This is a genomic window from Pseudomonas sp. LY-1 (assembly GCF_053502595.1).
Map to the genome: position 1 here is coordinate 2,232,427 of NZ_CP094353.1, position 18,103 is coordinate 2,250,529.

General features: G+C 63.7%; 17 protein-coding genes. 11 read left to right on the forward strand and 6 right to left on the reverse strand.

Going from position 1 to position 18,103, the window contains the following annotated elements; all coding sequences use genetic code 11:
- Positions 1 to 235 precede the first annotated feature (235 nt).
- Genes MOQ67_RS10265 through MOQ67_RS10275 form a run of 3 tightly spaced genes read right to left on the reverse strand, consistent with a single transcriptional unit; the run spans position 236 to position 5,185 of the window.
- The gene (locus MOQ67_RS10265; RefSeq protein WP_104903620.1) at positions 236 to 2,137 is read right to left on the reverse strand and encodes an ATP-binding protein; all 1,902 of its coding nucleotides are present in this window, start codon (positions 2,135 to 2,137) and stop codon (positions 236 to 238) included.
- On the reverse strand, positions 2,134 to 3,063 hold the full coding sequence (locus MOQ67_RS10270) for an ABC transporter substrate-binding protein (protein WP_104903619.1): 930 nt from the start codon (positions 3,061 to 3,063) through the stop codon (positions 2,134 to 2,136). The genes MOQ67_RS10265 and MOQ67_RS10270 overlap by 4 nt, the downstream gene beginning before the upstream one ends.
- A 1-nt stretch (position 3,064) precedes the next feature.
- Positions 3,065 to 5,185 carry a TonB-dependent receptor plug domain-containing protein gene (locus MOQ67_RS10275; protein WP_332874911.1) on the reverse strand — a complete coding sequence of 707 codons (2,121 nt, stop codon included), beginning with the start codon at positions 5,183 to 5,185 and terminating at the stop codon, positions 3,065 to 3,067.
- A 195-nt stretch (positions 5,186 to 5,380) separates the two neighbouring features.
- Here MOQ67_RS10275 and MOQ67_RS10280 point away from each other — a divergent pair, with 195 nt between their 5' ends.
- The 9 genes from MOQ67_RS10280 to MOQ67_RS10320 all read left to right on the forward strand — a co-directional run bounded on the left by MOQ67_RS10280 (position 5,381) and on the right by MOQ67_RS10320 (position 13,244).
- Positions 5,381 to 6,406, forward strand: coding sequence for an NAD(P)H-dependent glycerol-3-phosphate dehydrogenase (locus tag MOQ67_RS10280; protein WP_017846784.1), 1,026 nt, complete (start codon positions 5,381 to 5,383; stop codon positions 6,404 to 6,406).
- A gap of 10 nt (positions 6,407 to 6,416) precedes the next feature.
- The gene (locus MOQ67_RS10285) at positions 6,417 to 6,764 is read left to right on the forward strand and encodes a DUF4389 domain-containing protein (protein WP_017846785.1); all 348 of its coding nucleotides are present in this window, start codon (positions 6,417 to 6,419) and stop codon (positions 6,762 to 6,764) included.
- The gene (sixA, locus tag MOQ67_RS10290) at positions 6,761 to 7,210 is read left to right on the forward strand and encodes a phosphohistidine phosphatase SixA (RefSeq protein ID WP_017846786.1); all 450 of its coding nucleotides are present in this window, start codon (positions 6,761 to 6,763) and stop codon (positions 7,208 to 7,210) included. Before MOQ67_RS10285 ends, sixA begins: the two co-directional genes overlap by 4 nt.
- Before the next feature lie 85 nt (positions 7,211 to 7,295).
- Positions 7,296 to 8,951: an AMP-binding protein gene (locus MOQ67_RS10295; RefSeq protein ID WP_198717324.1), complete on the forward strand. Its 1,656-nt coding sequence runs from the start codon at positions 7,296 to 7,298 to the stop codon at positions 8,949 to 8,951.
- A 30-nt stretch (positions 8,952 to 8,981) separates the two neighbouring features.
- Positions 8,982 to 9,425: a hotdog fold thioesterase gene (locus tag MOQ67_RS10300; protein ID WP_017846788.1), complete on the forward strand. Its 444-nt coding sequence runs from the start codon at positions 8,982 to 8,984 to the stop codon at positions 9,423 to 9,425.
- A 97-nt stretch (positions 9,426 to 9,522) separates the two neighbouring features.
- Entirely contained in the window at positions 9,523 to 10,326 is an 804-nt protein-coding gene (locus MOQ67_RS10305) for an alpha/beta fold hydrolase (protein ID WP_017846789.1), read from the forward strand.
- Positions 10,323 to 11,177: an alpha/beta hydrolase gene (locus MOQ67_RS10310; protein ID WP_169884169.1), complete on the forward strand. Its 855-nt coding sequence runs from the start codon at positions 10,323 to 10,325 to the stop codon at positions 11,175 to 11,177. The genes MOQ67_RS10305 and MOQ67_RS10310 overlap by 4 nt, the downstream gene beginning before the upstream one ends.
- Positions 11,178 to 11,291: 114 nt before the next feature.
- Positions 11,292 to 12,110: a DUF4892 domain-containing protein gene (locus MOQ67_RS10315; RefSeq protein ID WP_198717325.1), complete on the forward strand. Its 819-nt coding sequence runs from the start codon at positions 11,292 to 11,294 to the stop codon at positions 12,108 to 12,110.
- A gap of 72 nt (positions 12,111 to 12,182) precedes the next feature.
- Complete coding sequence (locus MOQ67_RS10320; RefSeq protein WP_017846792.1) at positions 12,183 to 13,244, forward strand: AI-2E family transporter; 1,062 nt, start codon at positions 12,183 to 12,185, stop codon at positions 13,242 to 13,244.
- Between the two features lie 43 nt (positions 13,245 to 13,287).
- Here MOQ67_RS10320 and MOQ67_RS10325 read toward each other — a convergent pair whose 3' ends face one another.
- Positions 13,288 to 14,322, reverse strand: a complete 1,035-nt coding sequence (locus MOQ67_RS10325) for a sensor histidine kinase (RefSeq protein ID WP_046486360.1) — start codon at positions 14,320 to 14,322, stop codon at positions 13,288 to 13,290.
- Positions 14,322 to 15,083 carry a response regulator gene (locus MOQ67_RS10330; RefSeq protein ID WP_032804413.1) on the reverse strand — a complete coding sequence of 254 codons (762 nt, stop codon included), beginning with the start codon at positions 15,081 to 15,083 and terminating at the stop codon, positions 14,322 to 14,324. The genes MOQ67_RS10325 and MOQ67_RS10330 overlap by 1 nt, the downstream gene beginning before the upstream one ends.
- 259 nt (positions 15,084 to 15,342) lie before the next feature.
- On the opposite strand from MOQ67_RS10330, the gene pyrF reads away from it, so the two are divergent.
- The gene (gene pyrF, locus MOQ67_RS10335) at positions 15,343 to 16,041 is read left to right on the forward strand and encodes an orotidine-5'-phosphate decarboxylase (RefSeq protein WP_017846795.1); all 699 of its coding nucleotides are present in this window, start codon (positions 15,343 to 15,345) and stop codon (positions 16,039 to 16,041) included.
- Positions 16,042 to 16,104: 63 nt separating this feature from the next.
- On the opposite strand, the gene MOQ67_RS10340 is transcribed toward pyrF, so the two are convergent.
- Positions 16,105 to 17,112 carry an NADP-dependent oxidoreductase gene (locus MOQ67_RS10340; RefSeq protein ID WP_017846796.1) on the reverse strand — a complete coding sequence of 336 codons (1,008 nt, stop codon included), beginning with the start codon at positions 17,110 to 17,112 and terminating at the stop codon, positions 16,105 to 16,107.
- Between the two features lie 227 nt (positions 17,113 to 17,339).
- Between MOQ67_RS10340 and MOQ67_RS10345 the strand changes: the two genes are divergently transcribed.
- A complete protein-coding gene (locus MOQ67_RS10345; RefSeq protein ID WP_046384180.1) occupies positions 17,340 to 18,101 on the forward strand; it encodes an SDR family oxidoreductase in 762 nt (253 codons plus the stop codon).
- Positions 18,102 to 18,103: the final 2 nt, after the last annotated feature.

Consider the following 18,103-nt stretch of genomic DNA (forward strand, 5'->3'; position numbering starts at 1 on the left):
AATCCCATGCGGCAGGGTAGGGCAAATCTTCCCGAACCGACTGAAGCGTTCATGCCTCACATCGGCAGCCTACACATAGACTATTGCGTTGTAGTGAAAGTCACAGCGTCAAGGCACTGAATGTACACTTGTTCACTGAAATTTTAAACCGGGCCTGTTTATCGGTCCGTTCGGGTGCCTAAGACTGCCGCACTTTCGTCTTTCACGCCAGTCGCAGTTGGCTGATGGCGCGGCGCTATTGCACCCAACGCTGCAGGATTTGCTGCAAATCCGTGCGTTTGAACGGCTTGGCCAGGTAATCGTTCATTCCGGCGGCCAGGCAGAGTTCCCGATCGCCCTGCAAGGCGTTGGCGGTGAGGGCGATGATCGGCAGCTCGGCGCAGCCCGGCAGTTGGCGAATCTGGCGGGTGGCTTCGTAGCCGTCGATCAGCGGTAGCCGGCAATCCATCAGGATCGCGGTGAAAATCAGGCTCTCGGCGCTGCGGATCGCTTCGGCGCCGTCGGTGGCCAGGCTGACCTCAAAGCCCAGACTGCGCAGCATGGCTTCGACCACGGTGCGGTTGACCGGGTTGTCTTCCACCAGCAGCACATGGCGGCCGTCGCCCGCGCTGGCTTTGCCTTCGGCGTTGGCGGCGATGGCCGGCACGCTGTGCTGGTCGATGGCCAGCGGGATTTCCAGGGTGAACACCGAACCGCGACCTTCTTCGCTCTGCGCGCGCAGGGTGCCGCCCATGCGTTCGGCCAGGGTGCGGGCGATGGGCAGGCCCAGGCCGGTGCCGCCGTAACGTCTTGAAATGGAACTGTCGGCCTGCTGGAACGCATCGAACATCAGTTCCAGGCGCTCGGCGGAAATGCCAATGCCGCTGTCGCGCACGGTACAGGTGAACCACACCAGTTCGTGGTCGAGGGGTTGCCAATGGGGCTCGACGCTGACGCTGCCGTGCTCGGTGAACTTGAGCGCGTTGCCGATCAGGTTCACCAGAATCTGGCGGATACGCGTCGGGTCGCCCTGCACGCGCAACGTGTCCAAGCCCGGCGGGATCGGCAGTTCGAGGCTCAGCCCGCGCTGCTGGGCGCTGTGCTGGAAGGCCTGGGCGCAGTTGTTGATCAGGTCCGCGAGGTTGAACGGAATGTGTTCCAGCTCCAGGGCCGCGCGTTCGATGCGCGAGAAGTCGAGGATGTCATTGATGACCTTGAGCAAATGTTCCGTGGACTCGGAGGCCAGCGCCGCATATTCGGTCTGCTCTTCGGTCATCTCGGTGGTTTCCAGCAACTGCAGCATGCCCAGCACGCCGTTCATCGGCGTGCGCAGCTCGTGGCTCATCATCGCCAGGAAGTCCGACTTGGCGTTGTTCGCCCGTTCGGCTTCCTCGCGGGTCTGGATCAGTTGCGCCATGGCCTGCTGCTGTTCGCGGCTGGCCTGGTTGAGGCCTTCGGCAAGGTTGTTGATGTGCCGCGAGAGGTCGCCCAGTTCGGAGTCATCGACAATCGGCAGCGGGGTCTTGTAGTCGCCTTGCTGGATCGCCTTGACTGCATTGCCCATCGCGCTGATCGGCTGCGACAGGCTGGCGGCCAGGCGCCGCGCGAGCAAAAAGGTGAACAGCAGGGCAAACAGCGCGAGCACGCCGGCCTTGAACAGAATCTCCTGTTGGCGCTGGCTGAAGGCATCGTTGGACATGCCGACGATCACCCGGCCCAGGTAGTCGGCACGCGGCGCCTTGGGTTCGTTGAGGTTGTCCTGGAAAAAGTCATTGCCCAATTGGATATGTTGCAGGCGGATCGGGGCCTGGAACACTTTGACCGACAGCGAGCGGTCGTGGTTTTCCGAAGGTTGCTCGACGTACACCAGGATGTTCTCGGCGCTGTCCTGGATCTCCAGGAAGCGCACATGGGGCGTGGCCAGCGTCGCGCGCAGCAGGCTGTCGAGCACGTCGTTGTTGCCGGAGATCACTCCGTATTCGGTGGCCGGGGCCAATTGGTTGGCGATCAACTGGCCGGTGTGGTCGAGTTCCTGGCGCAGGTCCTGGATACGCACGAAGGTGAAGAAGCTGATCAACAGCAACGTCAGCAACAGCGCCGGCCCCAGGGTGATGAGCTGGGTGCGGGTGTTGATGTCCCAACGACGACGTAAGGTCATGGGCGTTGTTCTCCTTCGGCCAGGCGGGCGGCGACGTTGGCTTCGTCGACCTGTTCGATGCCCAGTGAGCGTGCGACTTGCGGGTTGCCCACGACTTTGAAGCGCTCCGGGTACATGGCGCGCGGCCAGCCGGCCGGCGGGTGATCGAGCAGGCGGTCGAGTACGGCCAGCCAGTCGGTCTGGTCGCTGTAAGTACTGGCCAGGCTGCCGGCCTTGACGAAGCCGGCATTGGGCCCCACCAGCGGCAGTTGCCGGGCATAACTGCTGAGCAGCAGGTTTTTCGCGGTTTTCGGGTTGTATAACTGCGGGTCGTCAAGGCCGAGCAGCACATCGCTGTTTCTGAACAAATGCTGCAGCGGGCGACTGTCGTTAATGTCGTCCCAGCGCTGGGGCACGATCTCCAGGCCCATCGGCGCGGCGTACTGGCGCAACTCGCGGAGCAGGAATTCACTGTCGGCGCCGTAGAGCACGCCGATGCGGCGGGCCTGGGGCAGGATTGTGGCGATCAGCCGCAGTTGGCGCTCCAGCGGCGGGTCACTCCACAGCAGGCTGATTTTGCCCGGCACGCCCTGGCCCAGGCGCTGGTGGGCCTGCAGGCGGCTGATGCGCAACACCAGGGTCGACGGCCCCTGGGTATCCTGCAGGCGCCAGTCGAGGCTGGGCAGGTCCAACAGGATCAGGCGCGTATTGGCCGGTAGGCGGCTGGGCACGGGCAGGTTGGCGAGGGGGGTGAAGGTTACGCGGTCGTCGGGGCGCTGCTGGGTGAGCGCCTGGACGAAGGCCTGCACCCCGGCGCCTTCTTCGGCGGCGGTCAGCAGGATATTGGCGCTCCAGGCCGGTACGCTGAGCAGCAGGCACAGCAGCAGCAGGCCGCGTTGCCAGCGTCTGGGGAGAGAGAGGAGGGTCATCCGTGACTGAGCGCCCATGTCAGAACTCTAACTCCGCGCTGAAGTAGAGCACTTGGCGATGGTCGTAGTTGTTGTCGGCCCAGGTGGTGGGCTGGTTGTCCAGGCGTTGTTGCAACATGCCGGCCAGTTCCACGTTGGCGTTGCCCAGGGCCATGCGCTTGGCGACCCGCAGGTCGACCCGTTCGAAGCGATAGCGGTTAAGGGCATCGTCGCCATAGTAGAACAGGGCGCTGGACCAGCCTTGCCCCCATTCGCGCAACCAGCCGGCCGAACCGCTGTTGCGTGCGGTTTGCGCCTTGTCCAGCGGGTTGCTGGTGCTGGCGTCGACGTAAGCGTAGGTCAGCCGCAGGCGGTCAGCGTTGCTCATGCGCCAGTCGAATTGGGATTCTGCGCCGGTAAAGCGCGAGCTGTTGGCGTTGCTGGCAATGTACTGATTGTTGCGCAGCGGCGAACTGATCATGTCGGTGATTTCGTCGTAGAACAGTTTCACGTCCATGTTCAGCCCGATGTCGGCAAAAAAGCCGTTATAGCCCAATTCGCGGGATTTCATCAGTTCTTTGTCGAGGTTGCCCGGACCGCGCGTGACCACGAAGTACTGCCCGGAATTCTGCCCGTAGGCCGGCGAGTCGAGGTTGGTGACGCGATAGCTCCAGTTGACGTTGTTCTCGAACATGTCCGGCGAACGGATCGCCTCGGAGTACACCGCGCGCAGGCCGTGGCGCGGGTTGATCAGGTAGTTGACTGCCACCCGCGGCGTCAGCGAGTTGCCGCTCAGGTGGGTGTCTTCGTACATGGCGCCGCCCTGCAGCAACCAGTGCTCGCTGGCGCGCCATTCAAGCTGGCCGAACAGGCGCCAGGTGGTGTCATCCAGAGTGCCGTTGAAATAGGTGTCGGAGTCGGCGCGGTCATAGCGATAGTTCATACCGCTGACCAGGCGCAGGCTGTCGGACAGGCTCAGGGTGTCCTGGATCTCCAGGTCGTAGCGGCTTTCGCGGGTGCTTTGGTCGATGTCGCCGCATACGCTCTGGCTGGCGCCGTTGCGCCATTGGTCCAATACTTGGTTGCCCAGTGCTTGTTCGTCGGCGCTGCCGGGAGGCGCAACACCTTGGCTGTAGGTGTCCATATGCCGGGCCAATCGCTCGGCATAATTGGGGTTGAGCTGCCACAGCCGGGTCAATTCCGGGCTGAACGACACCTTGGCGTCACAGGCTTTCCAGATCTGCCGGCGGTCCCATTGTTGGGCCGAGCCCTGGATATACAGGCTGTGTTCGGGATTGAAATCGAAATTCCAGCGCAGGGAGCCGGAATAGTCCTTGGCGGTAACGTCGGAATTGTTGCCGCCCTCGGTAATCCCGGCGAATACCGGCGTGTAGGTATAAGGACGCTGGTTGGTCCCTTCCTTGGCATTCAGTTGCCAGTCGATGCTCTGTTGCGTGTTCAGCGTCTGGCTCACCGCCAGGCTGAAGCGGTTGAGACGCCGGCCGTCACGACGGTCGGCGCCCACCGCGTTGCTGTCAAAGCCATCGTCCTGCTGCCCGGACATCGACAGGCGCAGGTCGCCGGTTTCCCAGCCTACGCCCTGGCTGGCATAGAAGTCGTTGATCCCGCGTTCGCCGCGTACCACTTTTACCCTTGAACCGTGGCTGTCGGCCGGTGAGCGCGTGAGGATATTCACCACAGCCATCAACGCATTGGCGCCGTAGCTGACGGTGTTGGGCCCGCGGAACACTTCGATGCGCTCGATGTCTTCCATGGCCACCGGAATATCGCTCCAGTCCACCGTGGCCAGGCCTGCGCGGTACACCGAGCGGCCGTCGATCAAGACCTGCATGCGTCGCGCATCGCTGGCATTGGTGCCGTGGTAGTTCACCGCCGCCTGGTTGCCGCTGGTGTAGCCGACCATCATGCCCGGCACCAGCCGCAGCAACTCAGCGATGTCCCGCGCGCCGCTGGCCTTGATCAGTTCGCTGTCGATCACGGTCATGCTGCCGGGCACGGCGGCGGCCGATTGTTTGAGGCGAGTGGCAGTCAGCACCTGTGGCAGCGGTTGGTTGTCGAGGAACAGGTCGTCGGCGAACACTGCGCCGCTGCACAACAGCATCAACCACAACGATGAACGGGGAGGAGGGCCCAAATACACGGCACGGCCTTGATAATTACGGATAGCCGACCATGTTAACCGAGGCCGGGCCATTTGCCAGTCGTCGCCTTTGCAATTACCCCGCGTCGCTATGGCATTTTCCGACAGGCGTGTGAATTGATACGGGGGCTGGCCGCAAGCGGGGGGCTCCGTATAATGCGGCCATCGCCACTGGTATGGATTAACGGATTGCATATGACTGAACAGCGCCCTATTGCGGTCCTGGGAGGCGGAAGTTTTGGTACCGCCGTGGCTAACCTGCTGGCTGAGAACGGTCATGCGGTGCGCCAGTGGATGCGCGATCCCGAACAGGCCGAGGCCATTCGCGTCCATCGAGAAAACCCTCGTTACCTTAAAGGCATCAAGATTCATCCGGCGGTCGAGCCGGTCACCGACTTGCAGGCGACCCTGGAGGCCTGCGAGCTGTGTTTCGTCGCGCTGCCTTCGAGTGCCTTGCGCTCGGTGCTCGCGCCTCACGCCGAACGCCTGGCGGGCAAGCTGCTGGTCAGCTTGACCAAGGGCATCGAGGCGCACACCTTCAAGCTGATGAGCGAAATCCTCGAAGAGATCGCCCCGCAGGCGCGCATCGGCGTGCTGTCCGGGCCGAACCTGGCGCGGGAAGTGGCCGAACATGCGCTGACCGCCACCGTGATCGCCAGTGAAGATGAAGCACTGTGTGAGCGGGTCCAGGCCGTGCTGCATGGGCGCACCTTCCGCGTGTACGCCAGTGGCGATCGCTTCGGCGTCGAGCTGGGCGGTGCGCTGAAAAACGTCTACGCGATCATTGCCGGGATGGCGGTGGCGCTGGGCATGGGCGAGAACACCAAGAGCATGCTGATCACCCGTGCGCTGGCGGAAATGACCCGCTTCGCGGTGAGCCAGGGCGCCAACCCGATGACGTTCCTGGGCCTGGCGGGCGTGGGCGACCTGATCGTCACCTGCTCGTCGCCGAAAAGCCGTAACTATCAGGTCGGTTTCGCCCTCGGCCAGGGCCTGAGCCTGGAAGACGCCGTGGCGCGCCTGGGCGAAGTGGCCGAAGGGGTCAATACCCTCAAGGTGCTCAAGGCCAAGGCCCAGGAGGCCGGCGTGTACATGCCGCTGGTCGCCGGGTTGCACGCGATCCTGTTTGAAGGGCGCACCCTGAATCAGGTCATCGAGTTGCTGATGCGCGCCGAGCCGAAAACCGATGTCGACTTTATTTCCACCAGTGGTTTCAACTGAGGAACGCGTCATGAACGATCCGAAAGCAGCTCCCAAGTACGAGTCCATCGCCCTGCGCATCTTGTGGATGCTGGTGTTTGCCCTGGTGTGGCAAGTGGCGCAATTCCTGCTCGGTGCGTTGGTGGTGGTGCAACTGATTTACCGGCTGGTCTATGGCGCGCCGAACCTGGGCCTGATGAATTTTGGCGACAGCCTGAGCCAGTTCCTCGCGCAGATCGGCCGCTTCGGCAGTTTCCACACCGAGCAAAAGCCCTGGCCATTCGCCGACTGGCCGACGCCGCGTGCGCCGGAAGGCGAAGCCGCCCACAGCGTGCCGCCAGCACCGCACCCGGTGCGCGATGAAGAGCCAAAACTGTGAAACTGTGGATTTTGCGGCACGGTGAGGCCCAAGCGCATGCCCGCACCGATGCCGAGCGCGAGCTGACCGAGCATGGCCGCGCCGAAGTCTTGCGCAGCGCGGCGCACCTGATCGGCCAGCCCATCAGCGCGATCATTGCCAGCCCGTATGTACGGGCGCAGCAGACCGCGCAGCTGGTGCGTGAAGCGCTGGGCTTCGTGCCGGACATCCGCACCGTGCCCTGGCTGACACCGGACGGCAATCCGCAGCAGGTGCTGGAAAAGCTCGACACGGATGAGAATGTGCTGCTGGTCAGCCATCAGCCGCTGGTCGGCAGCCTGACCAGCTTTTTGCAGCATGGCCATCAGCGTCAACCGCTGCCGATGTACACCGCCAGCCTGGCGGAGTTGGAGGGGGAATGCCCGCTGGCGGGGCTGATGAGCCTGGTCAGTGTGAAACATCCGTAGGCGCTTTCACTGCTTTGTGTGTGCTATATAGTCAGCCGAGCAAGTGCTTGGTTGGCTATCATCGGACCACAAAGGAGCGCGTCCCATGCCCGTCGCTTTTCGTTTGCCGTTGCAGGTCTTCTTCGAACGTGAAGCGCGGCATCCGCGCAAACCCTTCCTGGTGCAGCCCGTCGGCGGCGACGAGGTACAGACCCTCACTTGGGCCGAGGTCGGCCACCAGGCCCGCTGCGCCGCGCATTGGCTGCGCGCGAGGGAACTGCCCCAGGGTTCGCACGTAGCCCTGATCTCGAAAAATTGCGCGCACTGGATCATCGCCGACCTGGCCATCTGGATGGCCGGGCATGTCTCGGTGCCGCTCTATCCCAACCTCACCGCCGATTCCGTCGCCCATGTGCTGAAGCACTCCGAGGCGGCGCTGGTGTTCATCGGCAAGCTCGATGACTGGCCCGCCATGGCGCCCGGGGTTCCGGCCGACGTGCCCACCATCGGCCTGCCGCTGTGTCCGGCGGGTGACTTGGATTTCAGCTGGGCCGAGCTGCAAGCCTGTTCACCGATCCAGGATCAGCCGCTACCTGCCGCGTCGGATCTGGCCACCATCATCTACACCTCCGGCACCACCGGCCTGCCCAAGGGCGTGATGCACAGCTTCGGCGCCCTGGGCTTTGCCGCCACCGGTGGCACCGAATTGTTCGGCCTGGGGGAGGGTGACCGGCTGCTGTCGTACCTGCCCTTGTGCCATGTGGCGGAGCGGATGTTTGTGGAATTGGCGGCGATCTATACCGGGCAAACCGTGTATTTCGCCGAAAGCCTTGAGACTTTTCTGAGGGACCTGCGTCGGGCACGGCCGACGGCGCTGTTCGGGGTGCCGCGTATCTGGACCAAATTCCAGATGGGCGTCTACGGCAAGATCCCGGCGACGCGCCTGGAGCGCCTGTTGCGGCTGCCCTTTATCGGCAAACGCGTGGGCCGCAGGGTGCTGGCCGGCCTGGGCCTGGACGCGTTACGCATTGCGCTGTCCGGCGCGGCGCCGGTGCCCGAAGCCTTGTTGCGCTGGTATCAACGCCTGGGCCTGGATGTGCTGGAGGTGTACGGCATGACCGAGAGTTGCGGCTATTCCCATGTGTGTCGCCCCGGCCAGCAGACAATCGGCTGGATCGGCCTGCCGTGCCCGGGCGTTGAAGTGCGTATCGACCCGCTCGGTGAAGTGCAGGTGCGCAGTGGCGCGACCATGCTCGGTTACTTCAAGGACCCGGAAAAAACCGCCGAAACCCTCACCCCGGACGGCTTCCTGCGCACTGGCGACAAGGGCGAGCAGGACGCCGAGGGCCGTCTGCGCCTGACCGGGCGTCTCAAGGAAATCTTCAAGACCAGCAAGGGCAAGTACGTGGCCCCGGCGCCGATCGAAAACCGCCTGGCCGAACATGCACGGATCGAACAGGTGTGTGTGGTCGGCGACGGCCTGCCTGCGCCGATGGGCCTGTGCGTGCTGTCGGCGGCGGGCCCGGCGGATGCGCGCCAGGCCTTGCACGGCAGCCTTGAACGCTGGCTGGAGCAGGTCAACGCGGCGTTGGACAAGCATGAGCGCCTGCGTCAATTGGTGGTGGTGAAAGACAGTTGGGCGGTGGAAAACGGCTTCCTGACACCGACCTTGAAGATCAGGCGCAATGTCATCGAATCGACCTACGGCCCACAGTTTCAGGTGTGGAGCGAGCGCACCGAAGTCATTCTGTGGCAGGATTAGGGCCATCATAAAACCAATAGGGACAACGGTATGAGCCTGTGGCGCACCCAACCCAATATCGAGCAACTCAACGCTCTGCAGAAAAACACCATCGGTGAAGTGCTGGATATTCGCTTCGAAAGTTTCGACGAAGAATCCCTGACCGCCAGCATGGTGGTCGATCAGCGTACCCATCAGCCCTACGGCCTGCTGCACGGCGGCGCGTCGGTCGTGCTGGCCGAAAGCGTCGGCTCCATGGCGGCCTACCTGTGCATCGATGCGAGCAAGTTCTATTGCGTCGGCCTCGAGGTCAATGCCAACCACCTGCGCGGGGTGCGCAGCGGGCGGGTGACGGCGGTGGCGAGGGCGATTCATATCGGCCGCACCACCCAGGTGTGGGACATCCGCCTGACCAACGATGATGGCAAGTCCAGCTGCGTCTCGCGCCTGACCATGGCCGTAGTGCCCCTGGGCGAGAACCCGCCGGCGCGATAGGCGTGGCGTGAGTGTCATCATTCCTGGCGGTTACGGTCATTGCCGTAACGGTCGGGCGTGGTGACAATCAATGTCTGTTTTTATAGATGGAACCGGTATGTCGCAGCACGTGTTTTTTGCCCACGCCAATGGCTTCCCTTCGGCTACCTACGGCAAGTTGTTTGCCGGCCTGGCCCCGGAATATACCGTCGCGCACCTGCCGCAGCACGGCCACGATCCACGGTTTCCGGTGGACGACAACTGGCAGAACCTGGTGGACGAACTGATCCACCATCTGCAACAGCAGCCCGAACCGGTGTGGGGCGTGGGCCATTCCCTGGGCGGCGTGTTGCATTTGCACGCGGCCATGCGCTGCCCGCAGTTGTATCGCGGCGTGGTGATGCTCGACTCGCCGGTGCTGACCCGTGCCGACCGCTGGGTGATCCGCGCCGCCAAGCGCTTTGGTTTTATCGACCGCCTCACCCCGGCCGGGCGCACCCTGGGCCGCCGTGAAGAATTCGCCGACCTGGACGCCGCGCGCAGTTACTTCGCCGGCAAGACCCTGTTTCGCGGCTTCGACCCGGAATGCTTCGACGCTTACCTGCAACATGGCCTGTATCAGGTCGGCGATCGCCTGCGCCTGCGTTTCGATCCGGCCACTGAAATCAGTATCTACCGGGGCGTGCCCCACACCAGCCCGGGCCAGGTGCGCCAGTTGAAAGTGCCGCTGGCGGTGGTGCGCGGGCGCCAGAGCCGGGTGGTGATGCGCCACCACGCCAGCGGCGTCGGGCGCCTGCCCATGGGAGAAATGCTCACCATGCCCGGCGGCCACATGTTCCCCCTCGAACGCCCCCAGGACACCGCGACCTTGCTCAAGCAGCTGTTCGCCCGTTGGGAAGCCCGCGAGCGCAGTTGCGCATGAGTACGCCGGTCGAAGAAGTGCGCCTGAGCCTGCCGCATATCGAATTGGCCGCGCATCTGTTCGGTCCCGAAGACGGTCTGCCGGTGATCGCCTTGCATGGCTGGCTGGACAACGCCAACAGCTTCGCTCGGTTGGCGCCGAAACTGCAGGGCATGCGTATCGTCGCCCTCGACATGGCCGGCCACGGGCATTCGGCGCATCGTCCGACGGGGGCCGGTTATGCCCTGTGGGATTACGTCCACGATGTGCTGCAGGTCGCCGAACAACTGGGCTGGAAACGTTTTGCATTACTTGGCCATTCCCTTGGTGCCATCGTCTCCCTGGTATTGGCCGGTGCCTTGCCGGAGCGGGTGACGCACCTGGGTTTGATCGACGGTGTGATCCCGCCGACCGCCACTGGCGAGAACGCCGCCGAGCGGCTGGGCATGGCGTTGCAGGCGCAATTGAACCTGCAGGGCAAGCGCAAGCCGGTCTACGGCAACCTTGATCGCGCCGTCGAAGCGCGGATGAAAGGGCTGGTGGCCGTCAGCCGCGAAGCCGCTGAACTGCTGGCCCAGCGCGGGTTGATGCCGGTGCCGGGCGGTTACACCTGGCGAACGGACAGCCGCTTGACCCTGGCATCGCCGATGCGTCTGACCGACGAGCAAGCCATGGCTTTCGTGCGCCGCGTAGGTTGCCCTACTCAACTGGTGGTGGCCGCTGACGGCATGCTGGCGAGACATCCCGAATTGCTTTCCCAGCTACCGTTTGCCGTGACGACCCTGCCCGGTGGCCATCATTTGCACTTGAATGACGAGGCGGGCGCGGTCCTTGTTGCAGACTGTTTCAATCGGTTCTTCTCTGCACCTTGACTTGACGCGGTCAACTGCCGAGGCTGGGCGGATTGAAAGGGAGTCAACCATGAACGATCTCAACACCGATCTTGAAACTGCTGCGACCTCCGATGGCCAGGGCTCAACTATCCGATGAGCGTGCGTAAAGGCTGTATCCGTGCCCTCGGGCTGTGTGTGTTCAGCCCGTTGGTGTTCGCCGCCGATGTGCCGGGTAGCCAGGACTTGCCCGCCGTGGCCCGTCAGGTCGACGCGCAAATCGTCGATTATCGTCCCGCCGAAGAAAAAGAGCGCATCTACCCCATGGGCGCGATCCGCAAGATCAGCGGCCAGTTGCGTTACGAAGCCCAGGCCACCGCGCGCGGCCAGGCCACCGCCATCACCTATGAACTGCCCGCCGAGCACACCTCCAGCGCTGCGTTCACCGCCACGCGCGAAGCGCTGCAGCAGCAGGGCGCGCAGCTGCTGTTCTGGTGCCAGGCCCGTGACTGCGGTGAAAGCAGCCTGTGGGCCAATGAAGTGTTCGGTAATGCCAAGTTGGTCGGCGCCGATGGCCAGCAGGAATACCTGCTGTTGCGTCTGGCCGCCCCGCAGGACAATTCCCTGGTGGCGTTGTACGGCATCACCCGCGGCAATCGCCGGGCTTACCTGCATGTCGAACAGATCGATGCCGGCACCCCGCTTGGGGAGCTGCTGCCGACCTCCGCCACGCTGTTGCGCGAACTCAAAAGCACTGGCGAGCTGGATTTCCCGGCTTTGGGAACGGACCCCGATGCCACCTGGTTGACCCTGATTTCTCGCGGTTTGAACCTCGACACCACCCTGCGTGTCAGTTTGACCGGCCCCCATGCCGAAGCATGGCGCCAGGCCCTGATTGACAAGGGCGTGCGGGCCGCACGCCTGGAAACCGGTCCCGAGCCAGCCAAAGGCCTGCATCTGCATCTGATACGCTGACCGAAACAGGGCGAACGGACCCGCGCCGTTCGCCTAAACTGACTGCCTTCAGCCTTTTCCTAGAGAAACTCCATGCTCAATAACGATCGCCTGCTGGTGCAAATCCTGCTGCTGGTGCTGTTCGGTGCCAGCTTCTGGGTGATGGCGCCGTTCTGGTCGGCGCTGTTCTGGGGGGCGGTGCTGGCGTTTGCCAGTTGGCCGCTGATGGTGTTGCTGACCCGCTGGCTGGGCGGCCGCGAATCCCTGGCCGCTGGCATCCTGACCTTGGGCTGGATGCTGCTGGTGGCGGTGCCGCTGGTATGGCTGGGGTTCAACCTCGCGGACCATGTGCGCGACGCGGTGGCGTTGATCAAGGATATTCAGGTCGACGGTTTGCCGGCGGCGCCGGCCTGGTTGGGGTCGATTCCCTTTGTCGGAGAACGGCTGGTGGCGATGTGGGACAGCATCGACCAGCAAGGCGCGGCGCTGATGGTCAGCCTCAAGCCGTACCTGGGGCAGGTGGGCAACTGGCTGCTGGCGCGCAGCGCGCAGATCGGCGGCGGCATCCTGGAGCTGACCCTCAGCCTGGTGTTCGTGTTCTTTTTCTACCGTGACGGGCCGCGCCTGGCGATGTTCGTCCACCGCCTGCTGGAGCGCTTGATCGGCGAACGTGCCGGTTACTACATCGAACTGGTGGCCGGCACCGTGCAACGCGTGGTCAATGGCGTGATCGGTACGGCCGCCGCCCAGGCGGTGCTCGCGCTGATCGGCTTCCTGATCGCCGGGGTGCCGGGCGCGCTGGTGCTGGGTATCGTCACGTTCCTGCTCAGCCTGATCCCCATGGGGCCGCCGCTGGTGTGGATTCCGGCCACGGCCTGGCTGGCGTGGAAGGGCGATTACACCTACGCAGTGTTCCTCGGCGTGTGGGGCACGTTCATCATCAGCGGCGTGGACAACGTGCTCAAGCCGTACCTGATCAGCCGTGGTGGCAACCTGCCGCTGGTGATCGTGTTGCTCGGGGTATTCGGCGGCCTGATCGCGTTTGGCTTCATCGGCCTGTTTATCGGCCCGACCTTGCTCGCCGTGGCGTACAGCCTGCTGATGGATTGGAGCGCGACCCAGGCCCAGAGCCGCCGCGAAGACGAACCGCTGTAGCTGAGTGGCCAAGATTTATGGGGGAGTTGGCGGGCGTTGGCCGTCAGGCGCGAGGCAACCACATCACGGCGGTCAACCCACCGCCCGGGGTTTCCTCCAGGCTCAACCGTCCGCCCAGGCGTTCCACCGCGTCCTTGGCGATGGTCATGCCCAGGCCCACGCCGCCGGAGTTGCGGTTACGCGAGCCTTCGAGCCGATAGAACGGTTCGAACACCGCCTCGCGCTTGTCGGCGGCAATCCCGGGGCCGTGGTCGATCACGCGGATGGTTAGGGCCTCGCGGCTGTCCTCCAGTTCCACGCGCGCGCTGCCGGCGTAGCGCAAGGCGTTGTCGATCAGGTTGTTGAGGCATGAGCGCAACGCCATCGGCTGCACCTGCAAAGGCGCACAGGTGCCGGCACATTGCACATTGGAACCTTGGTCCTGGGCGTTCTCACTGATCGACTCCACCAGCGCCTGCACATCCAGCCAGTGCCGGCTTTCGCTGGTGCGTTGTTCGTGCAGGTAGCTCAAGGTGGCGTCGAGCATGCCGATCATGTCGTTCAGGTCCTGGCGCATCTGGCCTTGCAGCTTGGCGTCTTCGATCTGCTCCAGGCGCAGCTTGAGGCGCGACAGCGGGGTGCGCAGGTCATGGGAGACCGCGCCGAGCATGCGCGCGCGCTGGCCGACTTGTTCGCGAATACGTTTTTGCATCAGGTTGAAGGTTGACGCGGCCTGCTGGGCTTCGCGGGGGCCGGACTCGTCGAGAGGCGGGCTGTCGAGGTCCAGGCTCAAGCGCTCGGCGGCCTCACTCAGGCGCTGGATCGGCCGGCTCAACAATTTGGCGCCATACCAGGCGGCGATGATCAACGAGAAAAACTGAAACGTCAGCGGCACCACCGGGCCGCCAAACCATGGGCGAGGGCGTTTAGGCAGGGGCCTCATCGTGCCGTCCGGTTGCTCGACAAAGGTGGCCTTTGGCGGCGGCGGAGGCGGGTCATAGTGGTGGAACCAGAAAAATGCCAACGCATGGGCCAGTACAATCGCCAGCAGCAACACACCGAACAACCGGCCGAACAGTGTGTTGAGGGCGTTACGCATCAGCCGATATCCCGTGCGTCGAACAGATAGCCTTCACCGCGCACGGTCTTGATCAACTGCGGTGCCTTGGGGTCATCGCCCAGCTTCTGGCGCAGGCGCGAAACCAGCAGGTCAATGCTGCGATCGAAGGCCTCGATGGAACGACCGCGGGCCGCATCCAGCAACTGTTCGCGGCTCAACACCCGGCGCGGCCGCTCGATAAACACCCACAGCAGGCGGAACTCGGCGTTGGACAGCGGTACCACCAGGCCATCGTCGGCCACCAATTGGCGCAACACGCTGTTGAGACGCCAGTTATCGAAGCGGATATTGGCGCGCTGCTCGGTGCGGTCGTCGCGCACCCGGCGCAGGATGGTCTGGATGCGCGCTACCAATTCACGCGGCTCGAACGGCTTGGACATGTAGTCGTCGGCGCCCAGTTCCAGGCCGATGATGCGGTCGGTGGGTTCGCAGCGGGCGGTGAGCATCAGGATCGGAATGTCCGACTCGGCGCGCAGCCAGCGGCACAGTGACAGGCCGTCTTCGCCCGGCAGCATCAGGTCGAGCACCACCACATCAAAGGTTTCGGCTTGCATCGCCACGCGCATCGCGGCGCCGTCGGTGACGCCGGTGGCGAGAATATTGAAGCGCGCCAGGTAGTCGATCAGCAGTTCGCGGATCGGCACATCGTCGTCGACAATCAGCGCGCGGGTGTTCCAGCGCTTTTCATCGGCGCTCACCGCGTTTTTTTGCTCGTCGTTCAGCGGGACGGAAGTATGCATAGTGCGATCATCTGCCTGGTGGTAGCGGTCAGCATAGGCGCCCAGCCCCATGGCTGGTAGTGCTGGTCGGTGGGTCGTGCGGGCGAGGCTAGCGGTAGGGCGTGTTGAGGGCATGTCGTGAATGTATCTGATTTGATACAAATGGCCGAAAGGTCCGCCTGAGTGCGCTTGGTCAGTATTTACCGATCATCGGATCCCGCAACGGCGTCGCTTGCGCTACAATCCGCGCCGATTTCGACTTGCCTGAGAGCCCATTCCAATGTCCGTCTGCCAGACTCCTATCATCGTCGCCCTGGATTACCCCACCCGTGACGCCGCACTGAAGCTGGCTGACCAGTTGGACCCGAAGCTGTGTCGGGTCAAGGTCGGCAAGGAACTGTTCACCAGTTGCGCCGCGGACATCGTCGGCACCCTGCGTGACAAAGGTTTCGAGGTGTTCCTCGACCTGAAATTCCACGACATCCCCAACACCACCGCGATGGCGGTCAAGGCTGCCGCCGAAATGGGCGTGTGGATGGTCAATGTACACTGCTCCGGCGGCCTGCGCATGATGGCCGCCTGCCGTGAAGTGTTGGAACAGCGCAGCGGCCCTAAACCCTTGCTGATCGGTGTGACCGTGCTGACCAGCATGGAGCGCGAAGACCTGGCCGCGATCGGCCTGGATATCGAACCTCAGGAGCAAGTGCTGCGCCTGGCGGCCCTGGCGCAAAAAGCCGGCCTCGATGGCCTGGTCTGTTCGGCGCTGGAAGCCCGGGCGCTCAAGACCGCCCACCCGTCGCTGCAATTGGTCACCCCGGGGATTCGCCCGGCGGGCAGCGCCCAGGATGACCAGCGCCGTATCCTCACGCCGCGTCAGGCCCTGGACGCCGGCTCGGACTACCTGGTGATCGGTCGCCCGATCAGCCAGGCGGCGGACCCGGCCAAGGCATTGGCGGCAGTCGTCGCCGAAATCGCCTGATCGATCACCGATCAACCATGTGGGAGGGAGCAAGCCCCCTCCCACATTGACATCTGCTGTGTATCAGCTGACTTTGAGCACCAGCTTGCCGAAGTTCTCCCCGTTGAACAGCTTCATCAGCGTCTCCGGGAACGTCTCCAGTCCTTCCACAATGTCTTCCTTGCTCTTGAGCTTGCCCTGCGCCATCCAGCCGGCCATTTCCTGCCCGGCGGCGGCAAAGTTCGCCGCGTGATCCATCACCACGAAGCCTTCCATGCGTGCGCGATTGACCAGTAATGACAGGTAGTTGGCCGGGCCTTTTACCGCGTCCTCGTTGTTGTACTGGCTGATTGCACCGCAGATCACCACGCGAGCTTTGAATGCCAGGCGGCTGAGCACGGCGTCGAGAATGTCGCCGCCGACGTTATCGAAATACACATCCACGCCCTTGGGGCACTCGCGCTTGAGCGCGGCGGGCAGGTCTTCGTGTTTGTAATCGATGGCGGCGTCGAAGCCCAGTTCATCCACCAGGAATTTGCACTTGTCGGCGCCACCGGCAATGCCCACCACACGGCAGCCTTTGATCTTGGCGATCTGCCCGGCAATGCTGCCCACCGCACCGGCCGCGCCGGAGATCACCACGGTTTCGCCGGCCTTGGGTGCGCCGGTCTCGAGCAGGGCGAAGTAGGCGGTCATGCCGGTCATGCCCAGCGCCGACAGGTAGCGCGGCAGGGGCGCAAGCGTGGGGTCGACCTTGTAGAAACCACGCGGCTCGCCGAGGAAGTAATCCTGCACCCCCAGGGCGCCGTTCACGTAGTCCCCGACGGCGAATTTAGGGGTGTTCGAGGCGATTACCTTGCCTACGCCCAGCGCCCGCATCACTTCGCCGATGCCGACGGGCGGAATGTAGGATTTGCCCTCATTCATCCAGCCGCGCATGGCCGGGTCGAGGGACAGGTATTCGTTGCGCACCAGCACCTGCCCGTCCTGTGGCGTGCCCACCGGCACTTCCTGGTAGGTGAAGGTCTCCCGCGTGGCCGCGCCGACCGGGCGTTTGGCGAGCAGGAACTGGCGGTTGGTCTGGGCAGTCATGGCAAGGACTCTTGAGAAATGAAGCCTGATTGATAGACCCATACTGGCCTGCGGGCAAGGTCGGCCGAGGGCTGCGAATGCTTGGCGATAGGCTTCGATGATAGTCAGCCAGGCGGTCTTATCATTGTGATTCATGCAGCGCTAACCGGCCTTCTGATAGTGCTGACGCGCCGCTGTCGGGCTTGGCTAGACTCGGCCACGGCTATTTCTCCCATAGGACATCCCCCATGAGCATGACGTTTTCCGGCCAGGTCGCCCTGGTCACCGGCGCCGCTGCCGGTATTGGCCGCGCCACCGCGCTGGCGTTTGCCGCCGAAGGTTTGAAGGTAGTGGTTGCCGACCTCGACGTAGCGGGCGGCGAAGGCACTGTCGCGCTGATCCGCGAGGCCGGTGGCGAGGCGCAGTTCGTGCGCTGCAACGTCACCCTGGAAGCCGACGTGCAGCAATTGATGGCGCAGACCATTGCCGCGTATGGCCGCCTGGACTACGCCTTTAACAACGCCGGGATCGAGATCGAGAAAGGCAAGCTGGCGGACGGCACCCTCGATGAGTTCGACGCGATCATGGGCGTCAACGTCAAGGGCGTGTGGTTGTGCATGAAGTACCAATTGCCGTTGCTGCTGGCCCAGGGCGCTGGTGCGATCGTCAACACTGCGTCGGTGGCGGGGCTGGGCGCCGCGCCGAAGATGAGCATCTATGCCGCGTCCAAGCACGCGGTGATCGGCCTGACCAAATCGGCGGCCATCGAGTACGCGAAAAAGAACATCCGCGTCAACGCGGTATGCCCGGCCGTGATCGACACCGACATGTTCCGCCGTGCCTATGAAGCTGACCCGCGCAAAGCCGAATTCGCCGCGGCCATGCACCCGGTCGGGCGCATCGGCAAGGTCGAGGAAATCGCCAGTGCGGTGTTGTACCTGTGCAGTGACGGTGCGGCGTTCACCACCGGCCACGCCCTGGCAGTGGACGGCGGCGCCACCGCGATCTAGGA

Bases quoted from the DNA above. Each gene is read 5' to 3' on its own strand.
- pyrF (WP_017846795.1), top strand. From the start codon at position 15,343: ATGTCCGTCTGCCAGACTCCTATCATCGTCGCCCTGGATTACCCCACC.
- MOQ67_RS10300 (WP_017846788.1), top strand. From the start codon at position 8,982: ATGAGCCTGTGGCGCACCCAACCCAATATCGAGCAACTCAACGCTCTG.
- MOQ67_RS10295 (WP_198717324.1), top strand. From the start codon at position 7,296: ATGCCCGTCGCTTTTCGTTTGCCGTTGCAGGTCTTCTTCGAACGTGAA.
- MOQ67_RS10270 (WP_104903619.1), bottom strand. From the start codon at position 3,063: ATGGGCGCTCAGTCACGGATGACCCTCCTCTCTCTCCCCAGACGCTGG.
- MOQ67_RS10305 (WP_017846789.1), top strand. From the start codon at position 9,523: ATGTCGCAGCACGTGTTTTTTGCCCACGCCAATGGCTTCCCTTCGGCT.
- MOQ67_RS10310 (WP_169884169.1), top strand. From the start codon at position 10,323: ATGAGTACGCCGGTCGAAGAAGTGCGCCTGAGCCTGCCGCATATCGAA.
- MOQ67_RS10265 (WP_104903620.1), bottom strand. From the start codon at position 2,137: ATGACCTTACGTCGTCGTTGGGACATCAACACCCGCACCCAGCTCATC.
- MOQ67_RS10330 (WP_032804413.1), bottom strand. From the start codon at position 15,083: ATGCATACTTCCGTCCCGCTGAACGACGAGCAAAAAAACGCGGTGAGC.
- MOQ67_RS10340 (WP_017846796.1), bottom strand. From the start codon at position 17,112: ATGACTGCCCAGACCAACCGCCAGTTCCTGCTCGCCAAACGCCCGGTC.
- MOQ67_RS10280 (WP_017846784.1), top strand. From the start codon at position 5,381: ATGACTGAACAGCGCCCTATTGCGGTCCTGGGAGGCGGAAGTTTTGGT.
- MOQ67_RS10345 (WP_046384180.1), top strand. From the start codon at position 17,340: ATGAGCATGACGTTTTCCGGCCAGGTCGCCCTGGTCACCGGCGCCGCT.
- MOQ67_RS10325 (WP_046486360.1), bottom strand. From the start codon at position 14,322: ATGCGTAACGCCCTCAACACACTGTTCGGCCGGTTGTTCGGTGTGTTG.
- MOQ67_RS10285 (WP_017846785.1), top strand. From the start codon at position 6,417: ATGAACGATCCGAAAGCAGCTCCCAAGTACGAGTCCATCGCCCTGCGC.
- MOQ67_RS10320 (WP_017846792.1), top strand. From the start codon at position 12,183: ATGCTCAATAACGATCGCCTGCTGGTGCAAATCCTGCTGCTGGTGCTG.
- MOQ67_RS10315 (WP_198717325.1), top strand. From the start codon at position 11,292: ATGAGCGTGCGTAAAGGCTGTATCCGTGCCCTCGGGCTGTGTGTGTTC.